The organism is Parabacteroides vesiculifaciens, from assembly GCF_049860805.1.
GTDB lineage: Bacteria > Bacteroidota > Bacteroidia > Bacteroidales > Tannerellaceae > Parabacteroides.
The window spans coordinates 2,408,484-2,430,600 of record NZ_CP187555.1; the positions used below are offsets into that span (position 1 = coordinate 2,408,484).

Here is a 22,117-nt window from a genome sequence, read left to right on the forward strand (position 1 = left end):
ACAGACAATGGCAATACGGCAGGGAAAGATTCTGATAGTAGACGACAACGAGGATATTCTATTCACATTAAAGATGTTACTGCGCCCACGCATGGAAAGCATCACAACTTGCTCCGATCCGAGAGAAATCAATCAGTTGGTATCCAGAAACCAGTATGATGTCATTCTGCTGGACATGAATTTCACGGCGGATGCCGTCAGCGGGAAAGAAGGATTCTACTGGTTGGAACGGATACTGGATATCTCGCCGGAAACAGTCGTTATCCTGATCACCGCCTACTCGGACACAGAAAAAGCCGTACGTGCCATCAAAGCCGGCGCAACCGACTTTATCCCGAAACCCTGGCAGAACGAAAAAATACTGGCAACCGTATCGTCTGCCCTCAAACTCAGTTTCAGCCGCTCGGAAGTACAGACACTCAAGGCGCAAAAGTCAACTCTAACCGCTGCGACAGAGCCGGAAATAGAGATGATCGGCGAATCGGCAGCTATGCAAAACGTGTTCAAGACGCTTGAAAAGCTGAAAGACACGGATGCCAATATCCTGTTGCAGGGAGAAAACGGAACAGGGAAAGACCTGATCGCCTATACGCTTCACAAACAATCCGGCCGTGGAAAAGAGCCGTTCATCCCGATCGACCTCGGAAGCATCCCGCACGAACTGTTCGAAAGCGAACTGTTCGGCCACGAGAAAGGGGCGTTTACAGATGCAGACAAGAGTAAAGCCGGACGCATCGAGATCGCATCCGGCGGCACGCTCTTCCTAAACGAAATCGGTAATTTGCCGCTGATGACCCAATCAAAGCTACTGACGGTCATCGAACAACGTAAAATAAACCGGGTTGGCTCCACCCAAGAGATACCGATCGACATCCGCCTGATCTCGGCCACCAATACAGACTTGCATACAGCCGTGCAAGAAGGACATTTCCGGCAAGACTTGTTATACCGGATCAATACGATCGAGATTACTATCCCGCCATTACGTGAACGGGGAAACGATGTGACGCTCCTCGCCCGTCATTTCCTGCAACGCTATTGCCAGAAGTATAAAAAAGAGATAGAAGGTTTCTCCGACGAAGCGCATCAACTTCTTAAACAGTACAACTGGCCGGGAAACGTGCGCGAACTGCAACATGTGATCGAACGTGCCGTGATCCTTTCCGAAACCAAACAGTTGCAATATGACAATTTTATGCTCCACCTCCCGGCTTCCGCTTCCCAGGACAAAGAGGGCAAGTTCAACCTGGAAGAACTGGAGAAAAACACGATACAGGAAGTGCTTCGCCACTGCTCCGGGAATATGACACAGGCAGCGGGTCTGCTCGGTATCACGCGTACATCTTTATATAGGAGATTGGAGAAATACGGCTTATGAAACGTTACACGAAAAAAACGGGCGGATTGATCTTCCTCCTGCTAACGACCAGCGTGGCGTTCGGGCTACTTGTCGCTTTCCGGTTTTACATCTCTGCGATCGTCACGTTTGCCCTGATACTGATCGAAGGGTATTACCTGTTTCGCATGATGGACCGCAGCGACCGGTTGTTCAAGCAGTTTATCTGGTCGATGCGCTACTCCGATTTCCTCGCCTCCGGAACTCCCTTGCAAGAACAGAACGACAAAATCCCGCAAGATATGGTAAAGGTAATGGAAGAGGCTTTGCAACATTACAAAAAGCATTTGCAAGAAAAGGAAAGCCAGCTGCAATATTTCCAGGCTTTGGCAAACCATATCGATCTTTCCGTGTTTGTTTATTCGGACACCGGACAAGTGGAATGGATGAACCAGGCTTTTAAAATACAAACGGGACTAAACTTTGCCGAAACGATCGACGACCTGACTGCCTATCACCCGGAACTTCCCGGCCGCCTGCGCACTATGCATCCCGGAGAATTATCCATCCTGCAGGTCCGGCGGAAAGAAGAATATTCACAATTGATTCTTTCGGCCATATCTTTCGTCGTCTTAGGCAAGTCGCTTACGGTTGTCAGCATGAAAAACATCCGCTCTGTTCTGGAGAACAAAGAGACGGAAGCCTGGCAGAAACTGATCCGGGTTCTAACGCACGAGATCATGAACTCAATGACACCGATCGTTTCCTTGTCCGAACTGCTCCGGAATAAATGCATGGATGAACCAGGAGTCGATACGGAAGATCGGGAAGAAATCAACCAGGCTGTCGAAACTATTTTCCGAAGGAGCAGCGGATTGGTTCGCTTCGTCGAGAGTTACCGGAAAGTGGCGGGCATCCCGATGCCTGTTCCGGAGATTATACCGGTCAACAATTTCCTGAACGGCATCAGCCTCCTGTTCAAGGACCAGGATGACAAAATAAAAATCATCCCCTCGACAACACATCTGCAAGTTATTGCGGATAAAGGGCTGATCGAACAGGTATTAATCAATCTGATCAAGAATGCTTTGGATGCAACCCGCCATCACCCGGAGCCACAGATCGAATTGTCTGCAGGCATCAACGAAGAAGGCAAGACCTTTATCCAGGTGAGCGACAACGGGACAGGCATACCGATTGAAGTACAAGAACGTATCTTTATACCATTCTTCACGACCAAACCATCCGGCTCCGGCATCGGGCTGAGCATTTCCAGACAGATCATGCACATGCACAAAGGAGATTTATCCGTTTTATCCGAGGATGGACAAGGCAGCCGGTTCTTCGTGACTTTCGGCTCGATTCAAAAGTAAGCAAAACTTTTCTTTCAAGAGAAAAGTAATATTCCTACATTTGTATGCACAAAAAAACAATGACAACAGATAGTTATGATAAAGATATTCTCAACAGACAAAGTCAGAGAGCTCGATAAATATACCATTCAAAACGAACCGATCAGCTCTATCGACTTGGTAGAACGTGCGGCGACCGTATTTACAAGTGAATTTTGCCGCCGCTATTCCAAACAAACCCGCATTATCGTATTTGCCGGACAAGGGAACAATGGAGCCGATGCATTAGCAATCGCCCGTATGCTAACGGATGCCGGTTACCGGGTAGAAACTTATCTGTTCAATCCGACCATGCGTCTTTCCGAGGACTGCGAGTTGAACAAACAACGGTTACTCCATATGGAAAAGATCGAATTCACGGAAGTCGTGGACGACTTTGTCCCGCCCGAACTGGAAGAACGGGATGTCGTGATAGACGGTTTGTTCGGTTCCGGCTTGAATCGCCCCTTAACAGGCGGTTTTGCAGCAATGGTGAGATATATCAACCAATCGGATGCAACCATCGTTGCGATCGACATTCCTTCCGGCCTATTCGGAGAAGATAACCGCAAGAACGATCCGGACTCTATTATCCATGCTGACCTGACACTGACATTCGGTTTCCCGAAGTTGGCGTTCCTGCTTCCTGAAAATGCAGAATTTGTTGGTGAATGGAAAGTGCTGGATATTCTGTTACACCCGGAAATCATAGCCAGCACTCCGACACAATTCACATTGGTGACGGAAGAAGATATTGCTGTTGTCTTCCAACCCCGTAACCGCTTTGCCCACAAAGGGACATTCGGGCATGCGCTTCTGATAGCCGGAAGCCGCGGAAAGATGGGAGCCGCCCTCTTATCTGCCAAAGCCTGCCTTAGAAGTGGAGCCGGCTTGCTGACCGTTCACATTCCCGGACGGGGTGAACAGATTTTACAGACTGCTTTTCCGGAAGCGATGGTTGATCTGGACCAGCATCAAGATCATTTCAGCTCTGTCTCCGGCATCAAAGCCTACTCTTCCATCGCAATTGGTCCCGGCTTGGGAAAACATCCGGATTCTGCCAAAGCATTGGAACAGATACTCCAAGTAGTAGAAAAGCCGCTCGTCATCGATGCCGATGCGCTGAACCTGATCGCCGCCAATAAAGAATTATTGAAACGTATTCCTCCACGCAGCATCCTGACACCGCATCCCAAAGAATTTGACCGGATAGCGGGGGAAAGCAGCAATTCATACGAACGGCTGATAAAGGCACAGGCTTTCGCCGTCGATCATCAGGTTTGCGTCGTCCTGAAAGGGGCATATACTGCAATCTGTACAGCTACCGGAAACGTCTATTTCAACAACTGTGGAAATCCTGGTATGGCAACTGCCGGTAGTGGCGATGTTTTGACAGGTATTATCCTGGCACTGCTCACACAGGGATTAGAACCTGAAACGGCCTCCGTCGCCGGCGTTTTCCTTCACGGGACAGCAGGTGATCTGGCTACCGTCTACCGCTCTGAAGAGAGCATGATCGCCAGTGATATTGTGGAGATGATAGGAAAAGCATTCAAGCAGATAAAATAAAATTTCTCCATTTATTTAACGCGACAAAGATATTGCCACAAAAAGGGAAACTCTCTTTTGTGGCAATATCTTCGTTGTGCGATCCGCTAATCAGCTACTGTATTTACAAAAAGATAGGCATTTTTCTTATAAATAGAAGCAAATAAATAAAATGATCAAAACATTTTATTGTAAATAAATCGTTTTTTCCCCGAAAACAAGTATATTCGAATCCATAATTAAAGGAGATAAAAATGAAAAAGCTTTTACTACATATTACATCGCTTGTGTCCATTGTGTTATTCCTGTTCATGAGTGCTTGCAATAATCACCCACAAGCCCCTATGCTGCTCGAAGCAGAGAAAATCATAGAAGAGCAACCAGACAGCGCCTTGAGTATCCTAAATAAGATAGAAAACGTCAACCAACTATCCGAAAAAGATCATGCAACCTACTGCCTGCTCCTAACCCAAGCCCAAGATCTGAATTATATCACACATACTTCAGACTCTTTAATAAAAATAGCGGCGACGTATTTTGAGAAAAACAAAGACAAACCACGTTCCATGTTAGCTTACTACTATTTAGGACGTGTAAACTCTGATTTACAGGATGCTCTACAGGCACAAGAATATTACTTAAAGGCTTTGGAAATCGGAGATGATTCAAAAGATTATACTCTCCTAATTAAAATTTACAACAACTTAGGTACTCTATATGCATATCAGGATATCAACGATATGGCGCTACCCATGTACAAAAAAGTCCTGTCGTATTTGGAGTTAAAGCCTGATTCTGTAAAAACGGCTTTTGCCCTAAGAAATATTGCACGCATTTTCTCTCAGACTCATCAATTAGACAGTGCTATCACTTATTATAAAAAAGCTATATCATTTTCTACACCTAAAAATAAAGCTGCTATCTTAATCGATTTGGGAAATTTGTATCTCAATGCAAAAAAATACGATATAGCATTAAGATATATGAATGAAGCTATAACTCTAACTACCAACAAAAAAACATTATTACCTATATATTTATCAAAAGGAGAACTTTTTATTGCTATAAACAATATGGATTCTGCAAAAAGCAATCTAAATCGTTGTATAAACAGTTCCAATATTTACACACAAGCTGGAGCTTTACATCTATTAGCTCAAGTAGCTCAAAAAGAACGAAATTTTGACAACTTTTCGAATTATTTTGATCAATGTGAATTTCTTCGTGATTCTATTAAAGAATATTCTCATTTTGAAAATATACGATTAACACAAAGTATGTTTAACTACCAACAACTATCCAAAGAGAAAAACAAATTTGAAAAAGAAGCAGATCAACGGATGATCTTGATTTATCAAGTGATCATTATCTTTACAACTATCTTCATTTTGAGTTTTATTTTCTTTAAAAAAGAACAACATAGAAAAAAGAAATTAGCTGATATAAAAGAAGAACAATACAAACGTAGCCAACAATATATTGAAGACAACAAGAGACAAATTCTGCAGCTAACTGAAAAGCTTTATTCCAAACAAGAAGAAATGAGCGAAGTTCAAAGGCAACTATATGAAACAAGAAAACTAATGCTCGAAATGGAAAACAGACAAATTTTCGAGAAGCAAGGCACTTTCCTATTATTGGAAAAAGATTTTCATAATTCATCTTTATATATCAGGATTCATAGAGAGGATGGTATTCAGCTCGGTTCAAGCGAATGGGAAGAACTACATCAACTAATTGATGCAACATATCCCGATTTTACTAATCGTCTTATCCTACTATATCCTCAAATATCCATAGAAGAAATACATATTTGTTATCTTGTAAAGATGCATATCCCTATAAAAAAGATAGCATTCATTATGCATATCACAAGTTCAGGAGTGTCTCAATGTCGTAGGAGATTATATAAAAAGTTTACAGGAGAGCCTCAAAACACAGAAAAATTCGACAAGTTTATAATTGATTTTTAACAAGATACAACTTGTCACATTTTTGTCAACAAAAAAATAAGCTTCATAATGATGATAAATTTACCTTTGTCAAAAATCTCAATTTTGACTTTTAGTAAAAACAAATCTGATTTTAACATTATGAAGCATTTTATTTCTACTTTAATTTTAATTGTGTGTGGCATTTTTTGCGCACAAGCAGCATTTTGTGATTCAATCCTTGTTAAAGGAAAATGGAGTGAAGAAGACATACGTTCCGTAGTGCCTGCACCTCCTACAGCCTCCATCGAAGGAAAAGTATTAACAATTAACTTTGTGAATCCACTTGCTGATCTGATAGTAAAGGTTACAGACAAGACAGGTAAAGTGGTTTATGAAGAATGTATCTCTGTATCTGCTCCGCAAAGTAAGTCAGTTATCTTGAATGCTGATAATGGTGATTACACATTGTCATTCACTCATGAGCTCGGCTATTTAACTGGTGAGTTTGCTATAAAATAACATATTGCGTGTAATTCTCCTTTACATGTAATGCATTAAGAACAGTCCCGGGTGGTGATTTAACCAGGCCTAATATCTCGATCTCCTTTTCCGCCGCCTTGGGACCGTTCTTTATATCTTCTCTAATCTAAATAAGGAAAAGAGGCTTTTCCGGTTGGTTACTAACAAAATATTTCATAGTTTTGTGCAATCATTTATTAGAGATTAAACTTAGATTAGAATATGAAGAATTTAATCATTATAGCCAGTCTGCTCCTTAGTTTCCCGATTATGGCCCAGACGAAAGTTGTAAAGAAAAATGCCGTTAAGGCAAATAATTTCGGTATAACTTACTCACTTCCTAAAACATCTCTTATCGTAGATGCAGAAGTTACGAAAGTAACCTGTAAAGCAGGTCCATACTACAAATACGCAGAAAAATATTTAGGCGTAAAAGACGCTATCACAGAAGATAAAGTCTATTACGAATTAGGTAAGATCGGCTTGATCAACAAAGGTGTACCCGATGCGGACAATACATTTATCGTTGAATTTAAAGCCGGGACAGTCGCTCCATACGCTTATTTGACAGAAGACGGATTGCTGTGTTCCATCAACGCAGAGTATACTCCCGAAGAATCCGCACTGGAAGCAGCAAAAAAGAAAAGCCAGGCATCGGCAAAAGTAACCGACACTTCTGTATTTTCAGAAGAGTTGCTTATGGCAGGATCTACAGCTAAGCAGGCAGAAGTAGCAGCCAAGCAAATCTATCGTATCCGCGAAAGCCGTATGAACATCCTTACGGGAGATGCCGATAACCTGCCACCAGACGGTGAAGCGATGAAGTTGGTCATCCAACAGCTGGAAGAACAAGAAAAAGCGTTAACCAACTTATTCACAGGCATCCGTACTAAGGAAGTCAGTAACTATGACGTAACGATTGTTCCCTTTGATAACCTCGACAAAGAAGTATTATTCCGCTTCTCGCCCCAGCTCGGTATCGTGGATGCCGACGATTTAGGCGGAGCACCTGTGTATATGAACTTAAAGGCCATCGACCGCGCTCCTGTTTTAGAACCTAAAGAAGCAGAAAAGAAAGAAAAATCACTAAAGGGCATTATATATAATGTACCGGGTAAAGCCAGCATCGAAATCAGCATGAACAAAAAAACACTTTATAAAGGCGAAGCACAAATTACCCAGTTCGGTACACGGGAAGGACTCGCCCCCGTTATGTTTGAAGACAAAAAAGCTCCGGTAAAAGTTTATTTCTACCCGGAAACAGGTGCAATAAAACAAATCATTCAATAATCATCTAACAATTTTAATTCTATGTTTGAAGGACAGCCTAAAGGTTTATACGCGTTAGCCTTAGCGAACACTGGCGAGCGTTTCGGTTACTATACCATGCTCGCGATCTTTGTACTTTTCTTGAAAGCAAACTTTGGTCTATCACCCGGTATGGCCGGAACGATCTACTCCACATTTCTGGCGTTGGTTTATTTCCTGCCGTTCATAGGAGGTATCCTGGCCGACAAATTCGGATACGGCAAGATGGTTACGATTGGTATCGTCGCCATGTTTATAGGTTATGTATTGTTGGCGTTACCGCTGGGTAATGGGACAACCGCACTGGCCTGTATGTTTGCCGCCTTAGCTGTAATCAGTTCGGGTACAGGTCTTTTCAAGGGAAACCTGCAAGTAATGGTAGGTAATCTCTACGATGCCCCCGAATATGCAACCAAACGCGATTCCGCATTCAGTATTTTCTATATGGCAATCAACATCGGTGCCTTATTTGCACCGACGGCAGCAGTGAAGATAATGGAATACGCACAACATAACTTAGGCGTCAGCGTAAATGACTCCTATCATTTTGCTTTTGGCGTAGCCTGTATCTCGCTGGTCGTTTCAATGGCCATCTATTATATTAGCCGCAGCACATTCAAGCATGTGGAAGGCAGCAGCAAACAAAAAAGCCAAGGGAAAGTAACGGCAGTTACAGCCGAAGAACTTTCTCCACGCGAGACGAAAGACCGTATCATCGCTCTATGCCTGGTCTTTGCCGTTGTGATCTTTTTCTGGATGGCATTCCATCAGAACGGACTTACGCTAACCTACTTTGCCGACGAGTTTACGGCAAAGAGTTCTACAGGTCTGGAGAGCATGATGTTCGATGTGTGGAATCTGGTAGCCGTCATCTTCATTGTCTACGGGGTGTTCTCGCTATTCCAGTCAGCGACAAGCAAAGCAAAGGTCATATCGGGCATTATCATTTTGCTTGCACTCGCATTCTTAGGATACCGGTATAGCATAACTAGCGGATCGACTCCGGTAGACGCACCTATTTTCCAGCAGTTCAACCCATTCTTTGTTGTTGCGCTGACGCCCGTTTCGATGGCTATATTCGGCGCTTTGGCACGTAAAGGGAAAGAACCTTCGGCTCCGCGTAAAATCGGTTTGGGGATGTTGGTTGCAGCTTGTGGTTATATAGTGATGATGTTTGCTTCGTTCGGGTTATTGACACCCGATGCGCAGGCAAGTGCCGTTGCTGCAGGCGATGCGTCGTTCGTTTCACCCAACTGGCTCGTTTCGACTTATCTGGTATTGACATTCGGCGAATTGCTTCTTTCGCCGATGGGTATATCCTTCGTATCGAAGGTTGCTCCTCCTAAATATAAAGGAATGATGATGGGGGGATGGTTTGTCGCCACAGCCATAGGTAATTACCTTACCGCTGTTGCAGCATGGATCTGGGGCGACCTGCCTCTATGGATCGTATGGGGCGTACTCGTCGGACTTTGCCTTCTTTCGGCAATTTTCATCTTCTCTGTCATGAAGAAGCTCGATAAAGTGGCATAACAACTCATGAGAAAGCAGCATACATACAAGCCGGTTGCTCTCCGCTTCAAGAGGTGGAGCAGGAAAGGGTATGCCGCTTTCGTCAGTATACAGCACGCAGTGACGATCGGGCAACTGTCGGCCAACGTATCCGAACGGTTCCAGGTTAAGAACGGCTGCATCCACGCCTCCGTACTCCCTACCGGCGCGACAAGCAAAGGAGAAACAGAGGAAGAAGACGATATATGCTGGGAAGAGCGTGCGGGAAGCATCCTGTCACTCATCCTTTTGCAAGCCGTATGCCCTATCCGGACCATAAGCCGGCCTGCAGCGTCGCACGCAGATACAAGAGATAAGGACATTTCCGGAAGCGCGGAAGGTTTCAACCGATGGTTGAATGCCTTCCGCGCTTTTCGTTTATACCTATATTCAATAATAGGACAAAAGTATATTTAATAATATGATAGAAAGACTTAAACAACACGTTCTTGCCGGTGGGATGATCGACGAAGAACAGGCAAAAGGGTTAGCTGCCGCTCCTGACAAAGAGGCCCTCTACGAGGCGGCCCACCAGATCACCCGTCATTTCATGGGTGACAAGTTCGATACATGCTCCATAATTAATGCCAAGAGTGGCAATTGCAGCGAAGACTGCAAATGGTGTGCGCAGTCAGGACACTACAAGACAAACGTAACACTTTATCCACTGTTGCCGGCTGAGGAATGCATCCGTCATGCAACCTATAACTACAAGCAGGGGATCGGCCGTTTTGCCCTCGTCACCAGCGGGAAGAAGGTGTCGGACAGGGATATGGTGGAGATTACGGAGACCGTTCGCAGCATCAAGCAGGCTTGCGGCATTAAGTGCTGTGCCTCGATGGGACTGTTGAGCCGCGAGCAATTGCAGGCGCTTTATGACAGCGGCACAGAGAATTACCATTGTAATATAGAGACTGCCCCCTCCTACTTCCATACCCTTTGCACGACGCACACGATAGAGCAAAAGCTCCAAACGATCCGGCAGGCAAGGGAGATCGGCTTCCGCATCTGCTCAGGCGGGATAATCGGGATGGGTGAAACGGTCAAGCAGCGGATCGAGATGGCCATGCTCCTGCAAAGGGAAGGGATTCTCTCTATCCCCTTAAACCTTCTCCAACCTATTCCCGGCACACCGTTGGAAAAGACACAGCCATTGACGGACGAGGAGTTCCTAACCACCATCGCACTGTTTCGTTTCATCAACCCCAAAGCTTACCTGCGTTTCTCAGGCGGGCGGGCCAGGTTGAGCGAGGCGGTACAGCGCAAGGCGCTCTACATCGGTATCAACTCGGCGATCATCGGTGACCTGCTGACGACCATCGGGAGCAGGGTGGCGGATGACAAAGCCCTTTTCGTCTCCGAAGGATATTCATTAACCGAAAATACAGATTGGGAAAGATGACGACAGAAGAACTACTACATTTCGACCGGGAACACATCTGGCACCCCTACACATCGACTATCGACCCGCTGCCCGTCTATCCGGTCGAGCGGGCGGAAGGCGTCACGATTACCCTGAAAGACGGCCGGAAGCTGATCGACGGTATGTCCTCGTGGTGGGCCGCCGTGCATGGCTACAACCACCCGGTACTGAATGCCGCCGTGAAGGCACAGTTGGAAAAGATGAGCCACATCATGTTCGGAGGCTTTACCCACGAACCGGCGGTCGAGTTGGCCGCCAAGCTGCTTCCTTTGCTTCCTCCTACGATGGAAAAGTTGTTCTTTGCCGACAGTGGTTCCGTTGCCGTGGAGGTCGCCCTGAAGATGGCGATCCAATATTGGCAGGCTAAGGGGATGCCACGAAAGCACGCTTTTGCCACCATCCGCAGCGGGTATCACGGTGACACATGGCACGCGATGTCGGTGTGCGACCCCGTGACCGGTATGCATGGGATCTTTGCCGGGAGCCTGCCGGTACAATATTTTATCCCCCAGCCCTCGGTCAAGTTCGGGGAAGAATGGGACGATAGGGCGATGGAGCCTTTAAAAGACTTGTTGGAGAAGCATTCCAACGAGATCGCTGCCCTGATCCTCGAGCCTGTCGTGCAGGGCGCAGGAGGTATGTATTTCTATTCACCCCAATTTCTCGTTGCGGCACGCGAACTGTGTGACCGCTACCAAGTCTTACTTATCTTCGATGAGATTGCAACGGGGTTCGGGCGCACGGGACGGCTTTTCGCCTGGGAATGGGCCGCTGTGGAACCGGACATCATGTGCATCGGCAAGGCGTTGACGGGAGGGTATATGACACTGTCGGCGACCGCAACCAGCACGCCCGTGGCCAACACGATCTGCGGTGGCGAGGCCGGATGTTTCATGCACGGGCCCACGTTCATGGGAAACCCGTTAGCTTGTGCGGTCGCATCGGCATCGGTCACTTTGTTGCTCGAAAGCGGATGGCAGGAGAAGGTGAAGGGGATAGAGGCGCAACTCAGGGAGGAGCTGGCTGTGGCGGCGTCCTTCCCCGGCGTACAGGAAGTGCGTGTGTTGGGAGCGATCGGCGTGGTCGAGATGAAGAAGCCTGTCGATATGGCTGTCCTGCAGAAACGTTTCGTCGAAGCGGGTATCTGGGTGCGTCCGTTCGGGAGGTTGGTTTACCTGATGCCGCCCTTCATCATCTCGAAGAAAGAATTGTCGAAGTTGACGAAAGAATTACTGGCTATATTAAAGGAATAATTTGTCGACGCACCATCGACAACCTTATCGAAGCACCATCGACAGTATTGTATAAGGTGGTAATACAATGTTGTATTACCACCTTATACAATGTTGCATCGAGTGTCAATACAAAATAGCTCATTATAGAAAAACAAAAATAAGATGAAAGATTATAACGATATATTGAACCGGCTAAAGGCTACCGGCAACCTGCGCAACCTCCCGGAAGTTGTCCATCGTGGCAAATGGATCGAAAAAGAGGGGCGGAAGATGTTGAATCTATCGTCCAACGACTATCTCGGTCTGTCGTCACGACAGGAGTTGCGGGATGAGTTTCTATGGCGGTTGCATGAAAACGGGCTGCCGTTCTCATCCGCCTCTTCCCGGTTGCTGACGGGCAACTTCACGGTTTATAGTGAGTTGGAACAATTGATGGCCAGTCGGTTCGGACGCGAGGCTGCTTTGCTTTTCAATAGTGGTTATCATGCCAATACGGGAATATTGCCTGCCTTGGCGGATAAGCGGTCATTGATCCTGGCGGATAAATTAGTGCACGCGAGCATCATCGATGGTATCTTGTTGAGCAGTTCACCATACCAGCGTTACCGGCATAATGATTATCGCCACTTAGAACAGTTATTGACTAAATATGCAAATGACTATGAGCAGGTTATCATCGTTACGGAAAGTATTTTCAGCATGGACGGGGATGTCGCCGACCTTCGCCGCTTAGTGGATTTGAAGAAGAGCTTTCCAAATACCTGGCTTTATGTAGATGAAGCACATGCGATCGGTGTCAGGGGAGAAAATGGCTTAGGGATTGCCGAAGAACAGGGGTGCATCGGGGAGATCGACCTATTAGTCGGCACGTTCGGCAAGGCATTGGGCTCGATGGGGGCTTATCTCCTGTGCAGCCGTGTGATCCGGGAGTATTTAGTTAACACGATGCGTCCTTTGATATTCAGTACGGCACTGCCGCCCGTACAAGTCGCCTGGACGAAACTCTTGTTTGAGAAACTTCCCAACTTGACGGAAGAACGGCGCCGGCTGTCCGTGACCAGCCGCCTGCTCTCGGACGCTTTGAAAGGGAAAGGCGGTGAGATCTCGGCCAGCCATATCATCCCTTTCATCATCGGTGAAAACGAAGATTGTATCCGCACAAGCCTTGAACTGCAACGCAAAGGTTTTTACTGCCTCCCCGTCCGTCCACCGACCGTCCCCAAAGGAACCGCTCGGATTCGCTTCTCACTAACGGCCAATGTGACGGAGGAAGAAGTAAAGAGTTTAGTACGTTTAATTTATTCCCGATAGGGCGTATATTCCAGTAAAAAATTATTCATAGAACAACTATAATTAAATGAAAATATATAAACAAACGAAGGAAGCCAATCGCAAACTCCTCCTTCTCTTCTCTGGCTGGTCAGCTTCTCCCGAAGCCTTCCGCCATTTAGAGACGGAGCCGGACACGGATCTCTGGATCTGCTACGACTATCGTGACGCCCTCTTCCCGATGGAAGAACTTTCTGCCTATCAGCAAATCTGTTTAGTCGCCTGGTCTTTAGGTGTATGGGTAGCATCAGCCATATTTGCAGAGATGAACCTCCCCTTTACCGAAGCTATCGCCATCAATGGGACCCCCTACCCGATCCATGACCAGTGGGGCATCCCCGAAACCATTTTCCAGGGGACATTGGAGAATGTAACCGAAGAAGGCCTGCACCGCTTCAACCGCAGGATGTGCAGCAAACGCGACATTCTGCAAGCCTATGAGTCGATTCCGCCCCGCCCGCTCGATGAAATCCGGGAAGAGTTGCAAGCCCTCTATGCCGCAATAAGGAAAACGCCCCCATCCGCCCCACTCTTTAGCGGATGGACCCATGTCCTTATCTCCTCCGGTGACCGCATCTTTCCCACCGGCAACCAATTTGCTTTCTGGCAAGGCCGCTGTCCGGTTGCCGAGATAGAGGCTCCCCATTATCCCTTTTATTTATGGAAACAATGGAATGAAATATGGAACCGATAGAGACCAAATGCATACATACCCGATTCACCCGTGCCCTCTCGAGTTATGATAATCATGCCGATGCCCAACACCGCATCAGCCGGAAGCTGGCTTCCCTCCTTGTCCGCCACCAGGCGAATACCCGTTACAAGCGGTTATTGGAGATCGGTTGCGGCACCGGTGGACTCACGCAAGCGTTGAAACGGCAAGCCCATATCGACGAATGGGTATTGAACGACCTCTGCGAAGGTTGCCGGGAAAAGATCAACCTTCTCTTCCCTGGCTCCCCTCCCCGTTTCATTGCCGGGGATGCCGAGGCGCTACCCTTCCCCGGCAAGTTTGACTTGATAGCCTCCGCCTCTGTTTTCCAATGGATGAAAGAGCCGGAAGCGTTCCTTCGTAAACTGGCAGGGTTGCTGGTTCCACAGGGCGTGCTCCTGCTAAGCACCTTTATCCCCGATAACCTCCATGAAATAAAGGTATTAACCGGGAAAGGACTCGCATATCCGTCCGCCGACACGCTTGCCGGATGGCTATCCGCAGATTTCAACCTGCTCCACCGGGAAGAGGAAGCAATCGTCCTCACCTTCCGGTCGCCCTTAGACGTACTGAGGCATCTGAAAGCCACCGGCGTAACGGCCACCGGAGGCAGTCCCTGGACAAAAGGCCGGCAGGCGTCATTCTGCCAACAATATTCAGACCGGTTTACCGTAACCGGCAACCAAGTAACACTCACATACCGCCCGCTCTATATCGTGGCAGTAAAAAAATAGAACAACATGAAAGGAAAAGTATTATTTATCACAGGAATCGACACCAATATCGGTAAAACATTCGCCACCGGCCTGATTGCATCCGCCCTGGCTGGACAAGGCAAACGAGTCATTACTCAGAAAATGATCCAAACGGGTTGTACAGACATCTCGGAAGACATTGAAATGCATCGGAAGATACAAGGGATTCCCTTCACGGAAGAAGACAAATCCGGTTTGACCTGCCCCTATATCTTCACCTATCCCTGCTCTCCCCACATGGCCGCCGAAAAAGACGGACGGACAATCGACCTCGCCATTATCGCCGAAGCAACCCGCAAACTACAAGAGCAATACGAATATGTCTTGCTCGAAGGCGCGGGCGGCTTAATGGTTCCGAACGACCTCCATTCGCTCACCATCGACTATGTAAAAGAACAAGGCTACCCGATCATCTTAGTCACATCCGGCAAATTGGGAAGCATCAACCACACCTTGCTAAGCCTCTATGCCTGCAAGCAATATGGAGTCCCAGTCCGGGCAGTCGCCTATAATCTCTATCCCCCCACCGATGAACTGATAACCGCCAACACCCTGGAATACCTCACCCGATACCTGGCAAGGGAATTCCCCGGAACCGCTCTTATCACCCTCCCGGAAGCATTGGCAGGAAAGGTAAACGTTGACATCAGCAGCCTGCTCTAAACCACTCGAACATGAAGCAGCCCAACCCCCTTATAGGGCAACCGCGCCAAATCCAGCAGTAACAATTCTTTATTTCTATGGAGAGAAAAAACCGTTTTTGTACCGAATAATTCTTTCTTAAGTGCCTGCTAATTCTGTAATCGGTGTCAGTGATTTTATAATCAGTGGTTGTGATTATATAATTGCTGGCACTGATTTTATAATCACTGGCACTGATTACAGAATTGATAGGCACTCCGATGTTTTTTATGCCTATGTAGATAAGTTTTCTTATAGCAGGGATAGATTATTACTTATATTATGTAGTCCATAAGATCGTATCGCTTAAAAATGAATTTGGTGCGGTCGCCCCAACCCCCTTCCAATATGCCTTGGTACATTGGAAAATTATTCTTACATTTGCGCGCAATATAATTAAAGCATTAGTCTATGTCATTTATTGCAGACAGAGTGGTTATGGACGGATTAACGTTCGATGATGTATTGTTGATTCCGGCCTATTCGGAAGTCCTCCCCCGAAATGTCGATCTTACGACAAAGTTTTCCCGCAACATTTCTTTGAATATCCCGATGGTTTCAGCTGCCATGGATACGGTTACCGAAGCTAAGATGGCAATCGCTATCGCTCGCGAAGGCGGTATCGGTGTGATACATAAGAATATGACAATCGCCGAACAGGCCAAGCAGGTCCAGAGTGTGAAACGTGCTGAGAACGGCATGATCTATGATCCCGTTACCATCACGAGAGGCAAGACTGTCGGCGATGCTTTGGGGATGATGAAAGAGTATAAGATCGGTGGTATTCCCGTTGTGGATGAATCGGGTTGCTTAGTCGGTATCGTGACGAATCGTGACTTGCGTTTCGAGCGGGATATGAACCGTTCGATCGACGAGGTAATGACAAAAGAGAACCTGATTGTAGCAGACCAGTCGACCGATCTGGAAGCAGCAGCCAGCATCCTGCAACAGCATAAGATCGAAAAACTTCCGGTTGTAGACAGCCAGAATAAACTGGTCGGTCTGATTACCTATAAAGATATAACACGGGCAAAAGATAAACCGACAGCCTGCAAGGATTCAAAAGGCCGCCTTCGTGTAGCTGCAGGTGTTGGTGTAACCTTCAACACGTTCGAACGCGTAGCCGCTTTGGTCGAAGCCGGTGCGGATGCACTGGTGATCGATACGGCTCACGGCCACTCCAAAGGGGTTGTCGACGTCTTGAAGCAAATCAAAGCCCAGTACCCGCATATCGATTGTGTTGTCGGTAATATCGCTACGGGCGAAGCTGCCAAATACCTGGTAGAAGCCGGTGCGGATGCCGTAAAAGTCGGTATAGGACCGGGTTCCATCTGTACGACCCGCGTGATTGCAGGTGTGGGCGTGCCGCAGTTGTCCGCGATCTACGATGTGGCGAAAGCGCTTAAAGGCACAGGTGTTCCGTTGATTGCCGATGGCGGCTTGCGCTATTCGGGTGATATCGTGAAAGCGATTGCAGCCGGCGGATCTTCCGTCATGATGGGATCATTGTTGGCAGGTGTGGAAGAATCACCGGGCGAAACGATCATCTTCAACGGACGCAAGTTTAAATCGTATCGTGGAATGGGATCGCTGGAAGCCATGCAGAAAGGTTCGAAAGACCGCTACTTCCAGGATGTGGAAGACGATGTGAAAAAACTTGTGCCGGAAGGTATTGCTGCCCGCGTTCCGTATAAAGGTTCATTGTATGAAGTTATCTACCAGATGGTAGGCGGATTACGTGCAGGAATGGGCTATTGCGGAGCGCATAATATCGATGAACTGCATAACGCCAAGTTTACACGTATCACAAATGCGGGAGTACTAGAAAGCCATCCGCATGACGTGGCAATTACGCAGGAAGCTCCCAATTACAGCCGTGGAGAATAGTTAAAGACAGACTCTCTTTTTTAAGAATCAGGAATAACCGGCGACAACATTCAAAGATAATCCGTTAAATAATTTTGTTTTATGGTAAACAGCGCCACTCGGTTGCTGTTTACCATAATCAATGTCAGGATCAGACCCTTATTCTTGGAAAGCTATTATTCAAAACTACTCGAACAGGATTCTGAACCGCGTCAGTCCATCAGCATAGGTCCTGAGAGAGAAAGTGCAGTTGTGCTTTTGGAGCACTTCGCGGATAAAGATCAGGCCGATGCCCTGTCCGCCACGTTTGGTGGAGAAGAAGGGGCTGAACAACTTGGCCTCCGTCTCCTTATCAATGCCTTTGCCAGTGTCAGCGATTTCCAGGCAGACCGGATTACTGGAAGTGCGGATGTAGATCTCGCCGTCGTGGTCAATCGATTCGGAGGCGTTCTTGATGATGTTGACCAACACTTGCTCGAAGAGGGAATTGTCCAGATCGACAATCGGCGAAACAGGGTCCAACTCCATCACGATCCGGATATTCCGGTTCAGGCAAATCGTTTCCATAAAACGCTTGCACGAGAAGACGACGCCGTTTAGCGGCTGTGTCTTGGTTTGCGGCTCCGGTATTCGTACCACGTCGGCAAAGTTCGTGATGAAATGGCTCATGCTATAGCAGCGCTCTATCGAAACGCGCAGGACTTCACAGATATCTTCCGTATCCTGCATCTCGCTGAAGGTCGATTCGAGCGTGTCGAGTGTGGAAGTGATACCGGCAGTCGTGTTGTTCACTTCGTGGGCAATCATACGGATCACTTTCTCGTACGCTTTCTTTTCAGCTTTGAAGACTTCCTGCGTCAGCATCTCCACCAAGTAGAAAGAATGATGGAAACCGCGATCCACAAACGACGAATGTGTACATTTATATATATTGGCGTCGTTCAGGCGGACTGTCTGCGAGTCGTACAAAGGGATCAACGCCAGCTCCTCCGCCAAAGGCGAATCCAGTTCCGGCAGGCGCTTGCCCACGATATCCGACAGGAAAGGAACTCCTAACATCTTATGCGCCGTAGGATTGACAGAGAGGACTTCCTTATCGAGGTTCAGCATAATCACTCCCATCGGCGAGGCGTTGATTAACAGATCCAGGAAATGATTCTGTTCACGAAGATGCAGGCGTTCGTTCTTCAACTGTTCCATCATCTTGTTAAAGATATCGACGATGCGGTCCGCTTCCTTCTGCCCCACATGACTCAGGCGGGAACTGAAATCCTGCTCTTTCAACAGTTCCATACCGTTCCCTATTATATCCAATGGCTTAATGATCCGACTATAGAAAACAAGCAGATAGATAATCGTCAGGATCACGATGCCTTCTACGAAAAAGAACATGAAAGACGATTCCTCATAAAAAGCATGATAGGTGATAATCGCCAACACAAATAACAGCAACACGGTCAATATCCAAAACAATCCTCTTATTCTCATCTGCCCAACTGTTTATTTGTCAACCGGGATATCATATTTCTCGAGGCGGCGGTACAAAGCTGCCCGGCTGATGCCGAGTGCCGTGGCGACGTGTGAAAGATTGCCGGCATGCGTCTTCAACGCCTGGAGGATCGTTTGCTTTTCCAATTCATCCAACGTCATCCCGCCAAGCGAGGGAACGGCCCCGGTCTTTGCCGGCTGTGTCGTATGGAGGCACTGGCTTTCGAAGTCGGAGGCTTCCAAGACTGCCTTACCAGATACCAGCATGGTCCGTTCCACCAGGTTCTTCAGTTCCCGGATATTGCCGGGGTAAGGCAACTTTTGCAAGAATGCCAGGGCTTCGGACGAGAAACGGACGGTGGGCAGGCCGTTCACTTCCGACTGTTTATCGGCAAAATAGCGTGCCAGCAAGGGGATGTCGTCTTTCCGCTCGCGGAGTGCGGGCAGGTGGACGGTTATCAGGTTGATGCGGTAAAACAAATCTTCCCGGAACGTACGCTCGGTCACCATCTCGCGCAAGTTGCAGTTCGTCGCGCTGACCACACGGATATCGACTTTACGGGGACGGCTGTCGCCCAATACTTCGAACGTCTGGTCTTGCAGGACACGCAGCAGTTTCACCTGGCAGGACAGTTCGAGGTCGCCGATCTCGTCAAGGAAGATCGTCCCTTTGTTGGCCATCTCGAAACGTCCGGTGCGGTCGATGTAGGCGTCGGTAAACGCTCCTTTCTTATGGCCGAACATCTCGCTCTCGAAAAGGCTTTGCGAGAGCCCGCCGAGGTTGACTTTCACAAACGGTTCCTTAGCACGCGGGCTATTTGTATGGATCGCCTCGGCAATAAGCTCCTTACCTGTCCCGCTCTCGCCGGTTATCAGGACAGAAGCGTTGGTCGGAGCAATCCGGGAAACCGTCCCCAACACGTCCATTAGCGGGGCGCTCTGGCCTATGATCTTATCAAAATGGAATTTATTGTCGGCATCCAGTCGGTTCAGAGGTGTTTCCAGTTCCTTCTTCTGTTCGCTCAACTCGATCGCCGTGCGGATGGATTTCAGCAGCACGAGGTTATTCCAAGGTTTGGTCACAAAATCAAAAGCGCCCGCCTGCATTCCCTGTACCGCGAGCGAAATAGATCCCCATGCCGTCATCAGGATCACCGGAACATCAGGCTGGAAAATCTTCACCTGCTTCAGCAATTGTATACCTTCTTCGCCGGTGGTGGTCAGCGTAAAGTTCATATCCATCAGGATAAGCTGCGGCACCGTACGGCGTACGACAGCCAACGCTTCTTCCGGCCCAGGAACGGCTTCCGGCTCGAACCCGGCCCGTTTCAACAAGAAGGTCAGCGAGGAACGAACGGCAGCATCATCGTCTATTATCAGGATCATTGATGTATGATTTCAAATTTATGATTTATGATTTGCAAATTTATAGAATTAAATCGATCATCGCCTCACGACCTTCTCAAATTCCGCATCGAGCGTCTGGTCATTTATAAAATCATAGAGGGTGACGCTGCGGATATTATAGTAATAATTCCAATAGTCGTACAACTCCTGGATATGTTTCTGCTTGGCCTCGTCCTTCGACTGTTGTGCGTCGTTCAAGTCCAAAATGTTGATCTTGCCGATCATAAATGTCTCGATAGAGGTTTTGTAACGCTTCTCTGCAATCGCATCTGCTTCCTGTGCGATCTCCAACTGCGCGGCCTGGTTGTTGAAGTTCTCCACCAACAGAAAGATATCCTGGTTGAAGCTGATCTCCTCCTGACGGATCTTGGACAAAGTGACATCACGGTTGGACTCGGCAACCTTCACTTTTCCCCGGCGCTTTCCCCAGTCGAGGATCGGGATCGTCATGCCGACCTCCACCACCTGGTTTCCTTTCAGATGGTTATAGGCTGCATCAAACGTATGGTCTTTGCCGGTATAACCGATCGTGGCGAAGAGGTTGATATTACGCCGGTTCCCTTTAGCTGTCGCAACTTCGTAATCGGCTTCCAGCTGACGGCGGCGGATATTCTTGGCAAACGAATTGTTTTCCTGCGCTTTCTGCAGCACGACCTGGTAGATCATCCGCAGCGAAGGCGCCGACTCCGGCAGGATCGGCTCGATCACCTCCTGCTCACTCAAACCCAGAAAAGCACGAAGCTGGAACATATTGGCATTGAGGCTGGACTGTGCCTCCGTCAGTTTTCCTTTCATCTGTAAAGCGGACAGCTTCAATTGCATCAACTCACTCTCGGATATATGGCCGATCTTGCGTTTGGCAATGGCTATTTCATACAGTTTATCAGCATTTTCGAGGTTCTGCCTGGCGATCTGCAGGTTTTCGTCCGCCAGCAGCAGGTTGAAGAAATAGCCGATCGCGCTGATCGTCACCTCTTCCACGCTCTCGATATAAGCGGCTTTTGCTTCCTGGTAGCGTACAGGCTCGATGCGGCGTTTCCACTTCTGGTCGTTTACACCGAAGATCGGCTGCGTGAGTGTCAATCCGACGGGCACACTCATATATTCATTGAACGCTCCCGTCCCCAACTGCCGGTTGAAATCGAGTGAAGAGTTCAGCGAGATTTTACCGCCGGTCAATGCGATATTCTGGTCAATCGAAATCTCTCCGTTCAGACCGAGCGAGTTATTCTGCACAAAGGTGTACGAACCGTCGGACTGCTGATACTTTGAATATTGTTTGCTGTAAGAAGGGAGCGTCCCCTTGAAGTTGATCTCCGGTAACTGGTCGGCGATATGCGTACGGTACTCCCAGTAAGCCGTCTTCAGCTCGTTCAGGGCAACCGCGGCATCCACCGATTGCAATTGCGCCAGGTTGATAGCTTCTTTGAGGGTCAGCCTGACGGTATCTTGTTCCTGCGCCTGCAATACGGCGCCCGGCAGCAGAAGAGAAATAATGGCTATATAGATCTTTTTCATCGTAATAAATGTTTTATCTTTCCGTAGGCAAAAGCTATGCCAAAAAGATATATAACTGATTATCTGCAATATGCTCGAAACGATAGTGTCCGAAAACGAACAGTGTGTCCGTTTTT

Annotated in this window: 18 protein-coding genes; 15 read left to right on the plus strand and 3 right to left on the minus strand. The window is 47.7% G+C overall.

Annotated elements, in window-relative coordinates; translation table 11 throughout:
* The first annotated feature begins 7 nt into the window (after positions 1-7).
* The 15 genes from ACPYIV_RS09845 (at position 8) to guaB (ending at position 17,609) form a co-directional block, all read left to right on the plus strand.
* Entirely contained in the window at positions 8-1,378 is a 1,371-nt protein-coding gene (locus tag ACPYIV_RS09845) for a sigma-54-dependent transcriptional regulator (RefSeq protein WP_425886423.1), read from the plus strand.
* Positions 1,375-2,709: a sensor histidine kinase gene (locus tag ACPYIV_RS09850; RefSeq protein WP_425886424.1), complete on the plus strand. Its 1,335-nt coding sequence runs from the start codon at positions 1,375-1,377 to the stop codon at positions 2,707-2,709. The genes ACPYIV_RS09845 and ACPYIV_RS09850 overlap by 4 nt, the downstream gene beginning before the upstream one ends.
* Before the next feature lie 75 nt (positions 2,710-2,784).
* Positions 2,785-4,296, plus strand: coding sequence for an NAD(P)H-hydrate dehydratase (locus ACPYIV_RS09855; protein WP_425886425.1), 1,512 nt, complete (start codon positions 2,785-2,787; stop codon positions 4,294-4,296).
* 233 nt (positions 4,297-4,529) lie between these two features.
* Positions 4,530-6,248 carry a tetratricopeptide repeat protein gene (locus ACPYIV_RS09860; protein ID WP_300761355.1) on the plus strand — a complete coding sequence of 573 codons (1,719 nt, stop codon included), beginning with the start codon at positions 4,530-4,532 and terminating at the stop codon, positions 6,246-6,248.
* A gap of 48 nt (positions 6,249-6,296) precedes the next feature.
* On the plus strand, positions 6,297-6,728 hold the full coding sequence (locus ACPYIV_RS09865) for a DUF3244 domain-containing protein (RefSeq protein WP_293732793.1): 432 nt from the start codon (positions 6,297-6,299) through the stop codon (positions 6,726-6,728).
* Positions 6,729-6,950: 222 nt separating this feature from the next.
* Positions 6,951-8,018, plus strand: coding sequence for a DUF4831 family protein (locus tag ACPYIV_RS09870; RefSeq protein WP_293739463.1), 1,068 nt, complete (start codon positions 6,951-6,953; stop codon positions 8,016-8,018).
* A 21-nt stretch (positions 8,019-8,039) separates the two neighbouring features.
* Positions 8,040-9,569 carry a peptide MFS transporter gene (locus tag ACPYIV_RS09875; RefSeq protein ID WP_425886426.1) on the plus strand — a complete coding sequence of 510 codons (1,530 nt, stop codon included), beginning with the start codon at positions 8,040-8,042 and terminating at the stop codon, positions 9,567-9,569.
* A 6-nt stretch (positions 9,570-9,575) separates the two neighbouring features.
* Positions 9,576-10,004, plus strand: coding sequence for a hypothetical protein (locus tag ACPYIV_RS09880; RefSeq protein ID WP_293739464.1), 429 nt, complete (start codon positions 9,576-9,578; stop codon positions 10,002-10,004).
* Between the two features lie 4 nt (positions 10,005-10,008).
* On the plus strand, positions 10,009-10,989 hold the full coding sequence (bioB, locus tag ACPYIV_RS09885) for a biotin synthase BioB (protein ID WP_425886427.1): 981 nt from the start codon (positions 10,009-10,011) through the stop codon (positions 10,987-10,989).
* Positions 10,986-12,263, plus strand: coding sequence for an adenosylmethionine--8-amino-7-oxononanoate transaminase (bioA, locus tag ACPYIV_RS09890; protein WP_425886428.1), 1,278 nt, complete (start codon positions 10,986-10,988; stop codon positions 12,261-12,263). The genes bioB and bioA overlap by 4 nt, the downstream gene beginning before the upstream one ends.
* A 144-nt stretch (positions 12,264-12,407) precedes the next feature.
* On the plus strand, positions 12,408-13,556 hold the full coding sequence (locus ACPYIV_RS09895) for an 8-amino-7-oxononanoate synthase (RefSeq protein ID WP_425886429.1): 1,149 nt from the start codon (positions 12,408-12,410) through the stop codon (positions 13,554-13,556).
* A gap of 46 nt (positions 13,557-13,602) precedes the next feature.
* Entirely contained in the window at positions 13,603-14,268 is a 666-nt protein-coding gene (locus ACPYIV_RS09900) for a DUF452 family protein (protein WP_425886430.1), read from the plus strand.
* On the plus strand, positions 14,256-15,020 hold the full coding sequence (gene bioC / locus ACPYIV_RS09905) for a malonyl-ACP O-methyltransferase BioC (protein WP_425886431.1): 765 nt from the start codon (positions 14,256-14,258) through the stop codon (positions 15,018-15,020). Before ACPYIV_RS09900 ends, bioC begins: the two co-directional genes overlap by 13 nt.
* A 6-nt stretch (positions 15,021-15,026) precedes the next feature.
* The gene (bioD, locus tag ACPYIV_RS09910) at positions 15,027-15,704 is read left to right on the plus strand and encodes a dethiobiotin synthase (protein WP_293732784.1); all 678 of its coding nucleotides are present in this window, start codon (positions 15,027-15,029) and stop codon (positions 15,702-15,704) included.
* Positions 15,705-16,133: 429 nt separating this feature from the next.
* Entirely contained in the window at positions 16,134-17,609 is a 1,476-nt protein-coding gene (guaB, locus tag ACPYIV_RS09915) for an IMP dehydrogenase (protein ID WP_293733289.1), read from the plus strand.
* A 165-nt stretch (positions 17,610-17,774) separates the two neighbouring features.
* Here the strand turns inward: guaB and ACPYIV_RS09920 are convergent, their stop codons facing one another.
* From ACPYIV_RS09920 to ACPYIV_RS09930, 3 genes are read right to left on the minus strand one after another with little or no spacing between them, the layout of a single operon-like run.
* On the minus strand, positions 17,775-19,076 hold the full coding sequence (locus tag ACPYIV_RS09920) for a sensor histidine kinase (protein WP_293739470.1): 1,302 nt from the start codon (positions 19,074-19,076) through the stop codon (positions 17,775-17,777).
* A gap of 12 nt (positions 19,077-19,088) precedes the next feature.
* Positions 19,089-20,462 (minus strand): sigma-54-dependent transcriptional regulator, encoded by a 1,374-nt coding sequence (locus ACPYIV_RS09925; RefSeq protein WP_425886432.1) that lies wholly within the window; start codon positions 20,460-20,462, stop codon positions 19,089-19,091.
* A gap of 57 nt (positions 20,463-20,519) precedes the next feature.
* Positions 20,520-22,001 (minus strand): TolC family protein, encoded by a 1,482-nt coding sequence (locus tag ACPYIV_RS09930; RefSeq protein ID WP_293739472.1) that lies wholly within the window; start codon positions 21,999-22,001, stop codon positions 20,520-20,522.
* Between the last annotated feature and the right edge of the window lie 116 nt (positions 22,002-22,117).

Excerpts from the sequence above, each read along its gene's own strand:
- ACPYIV_RS09845 (WP_425886423.1), top strand. The coding sequence starts at position 8 with ATGGCAATACGGCAGGGAAAGATTCTGATAGTAGACGACAACGAGGAT.
- ACPYIV_RS09850 (WP_425886424.1), top strand. The coding sequence starts at position 1,375 with ATGAAACGTTACACGAAAAAAACGGGCGGATTGATCTTCCTCCTGCTA.
- ACPYIV_RS09855 (WP_425886425.1), top strand. The coding sequence starts at position 2,785 with ATGATAAAGATATTCTCAACAGACAAAGTCAGAGAGCTCGATAAATAT.
- ACPYIV_RS09860 (WP_300761355.1), top strand. The coding sequence starts at position 4,530 with ATGAAAAAGCTTTTACTACATATTACATCGCTTGTGTCCATTGTGTTA.
- ACPYIV_RS09865 (WP_293732793.1), top strand. The coding sequence starts at position 6,297 with ATGATGATAAATTTACCTTTGTCAAAAATCTCAATTTTGACTTTTAGT.
- ACPYIV_RS09870 (WP_293739463.1), top strand. The coding sequence starts at position 6,951 with ATGAAGAATTTAATCATTATAGCCAGTCTGCTCCTTAGTTTCCCGATT.
- ACPYIV_RS09875 (WP_425886426.1), top strand. The coding sequence starts at position 8,040 with ATGTTTGAAGGACAGCCTAAAGGTTTATACGCGTTAGCCTTAGCGAAC.
- ACPYIV_RS09880 (WP_293739464.1), top strand. The coding sequence starts at position 9,576 with ATGAGAAAGCAGCATACATACAAGCCGGTTGCTCTCCGCTTCAAGAGG.
- bioB (WP_425886427.1), top strand. The coding sequence starts at position 10,009 with ATGATAGAAAGACTTAAACAACACGTTCTTGCCGGTGGGATGATCGAC.
- bioA (WP_425886428.1), top strand. The coding sequence starts at position 10,986 with ATGACGACAGAAGAACTACTACATTTCGACCGGGAACACATCTGGCAC.
- ACPYIV_RS09895 (WP_425886429.1), top strand. The coding sequence starts at position 12,408 with ATGAAAGATTATAACGATATATTGAACCGGCTAAAGGCTACCGGCAAC.
- ACPYIV_RS09900 (WP_425886430.1), top strand. The coding sequence starts at position 13,603 with ATGAAAATATATAAACAAACGAAGGAAGCCAATCGCAAACTCCTCCTT.
- bioC (WP_425886431.1), top strand. The coding sequence starts at position 14,256 with ATGGAACCGATAGAGACCAAATGCATACATACCCGATTCACCCGTGCC.
- bioD (WP_293732784.1), top strand. The coding sequence starts at position 15,027 with ATGAAAGGAAAAGTATTATTTATCACAGGAATCGACACCAATATCGGT.
- guaB (WP_293733289.1), top strand. The coding sequence starts at position 16,134 with ATGTCATTTATTGCAGACAGAGTGGTTATGGACGGATTAACGTTCGAT.
- ACPYIV_RS09920 (WP_293739470.1), bottom strand. The coding sequence starts at position 19,076 with ATGAGAATAAGAGGATTGTTTTGGATATTGACCGTGTTGCTGTTATTT.
- ACPYIV_RS09925 (WP_425886432.1), bottom strand. The coding sequence starts at position 20,462 with ATGATCCTGATAATAGACGATGATGCTGCCGTTCGTTCCTCGCTGACC.
- ACPYIV_RS09930 (WP_293739472.1), bottom strand. The coding sequence starts at position 22,001 with ATGAAAAAGATCTATATAGCCATTATTTCTCTTCTGCTGCCGGGCGCC.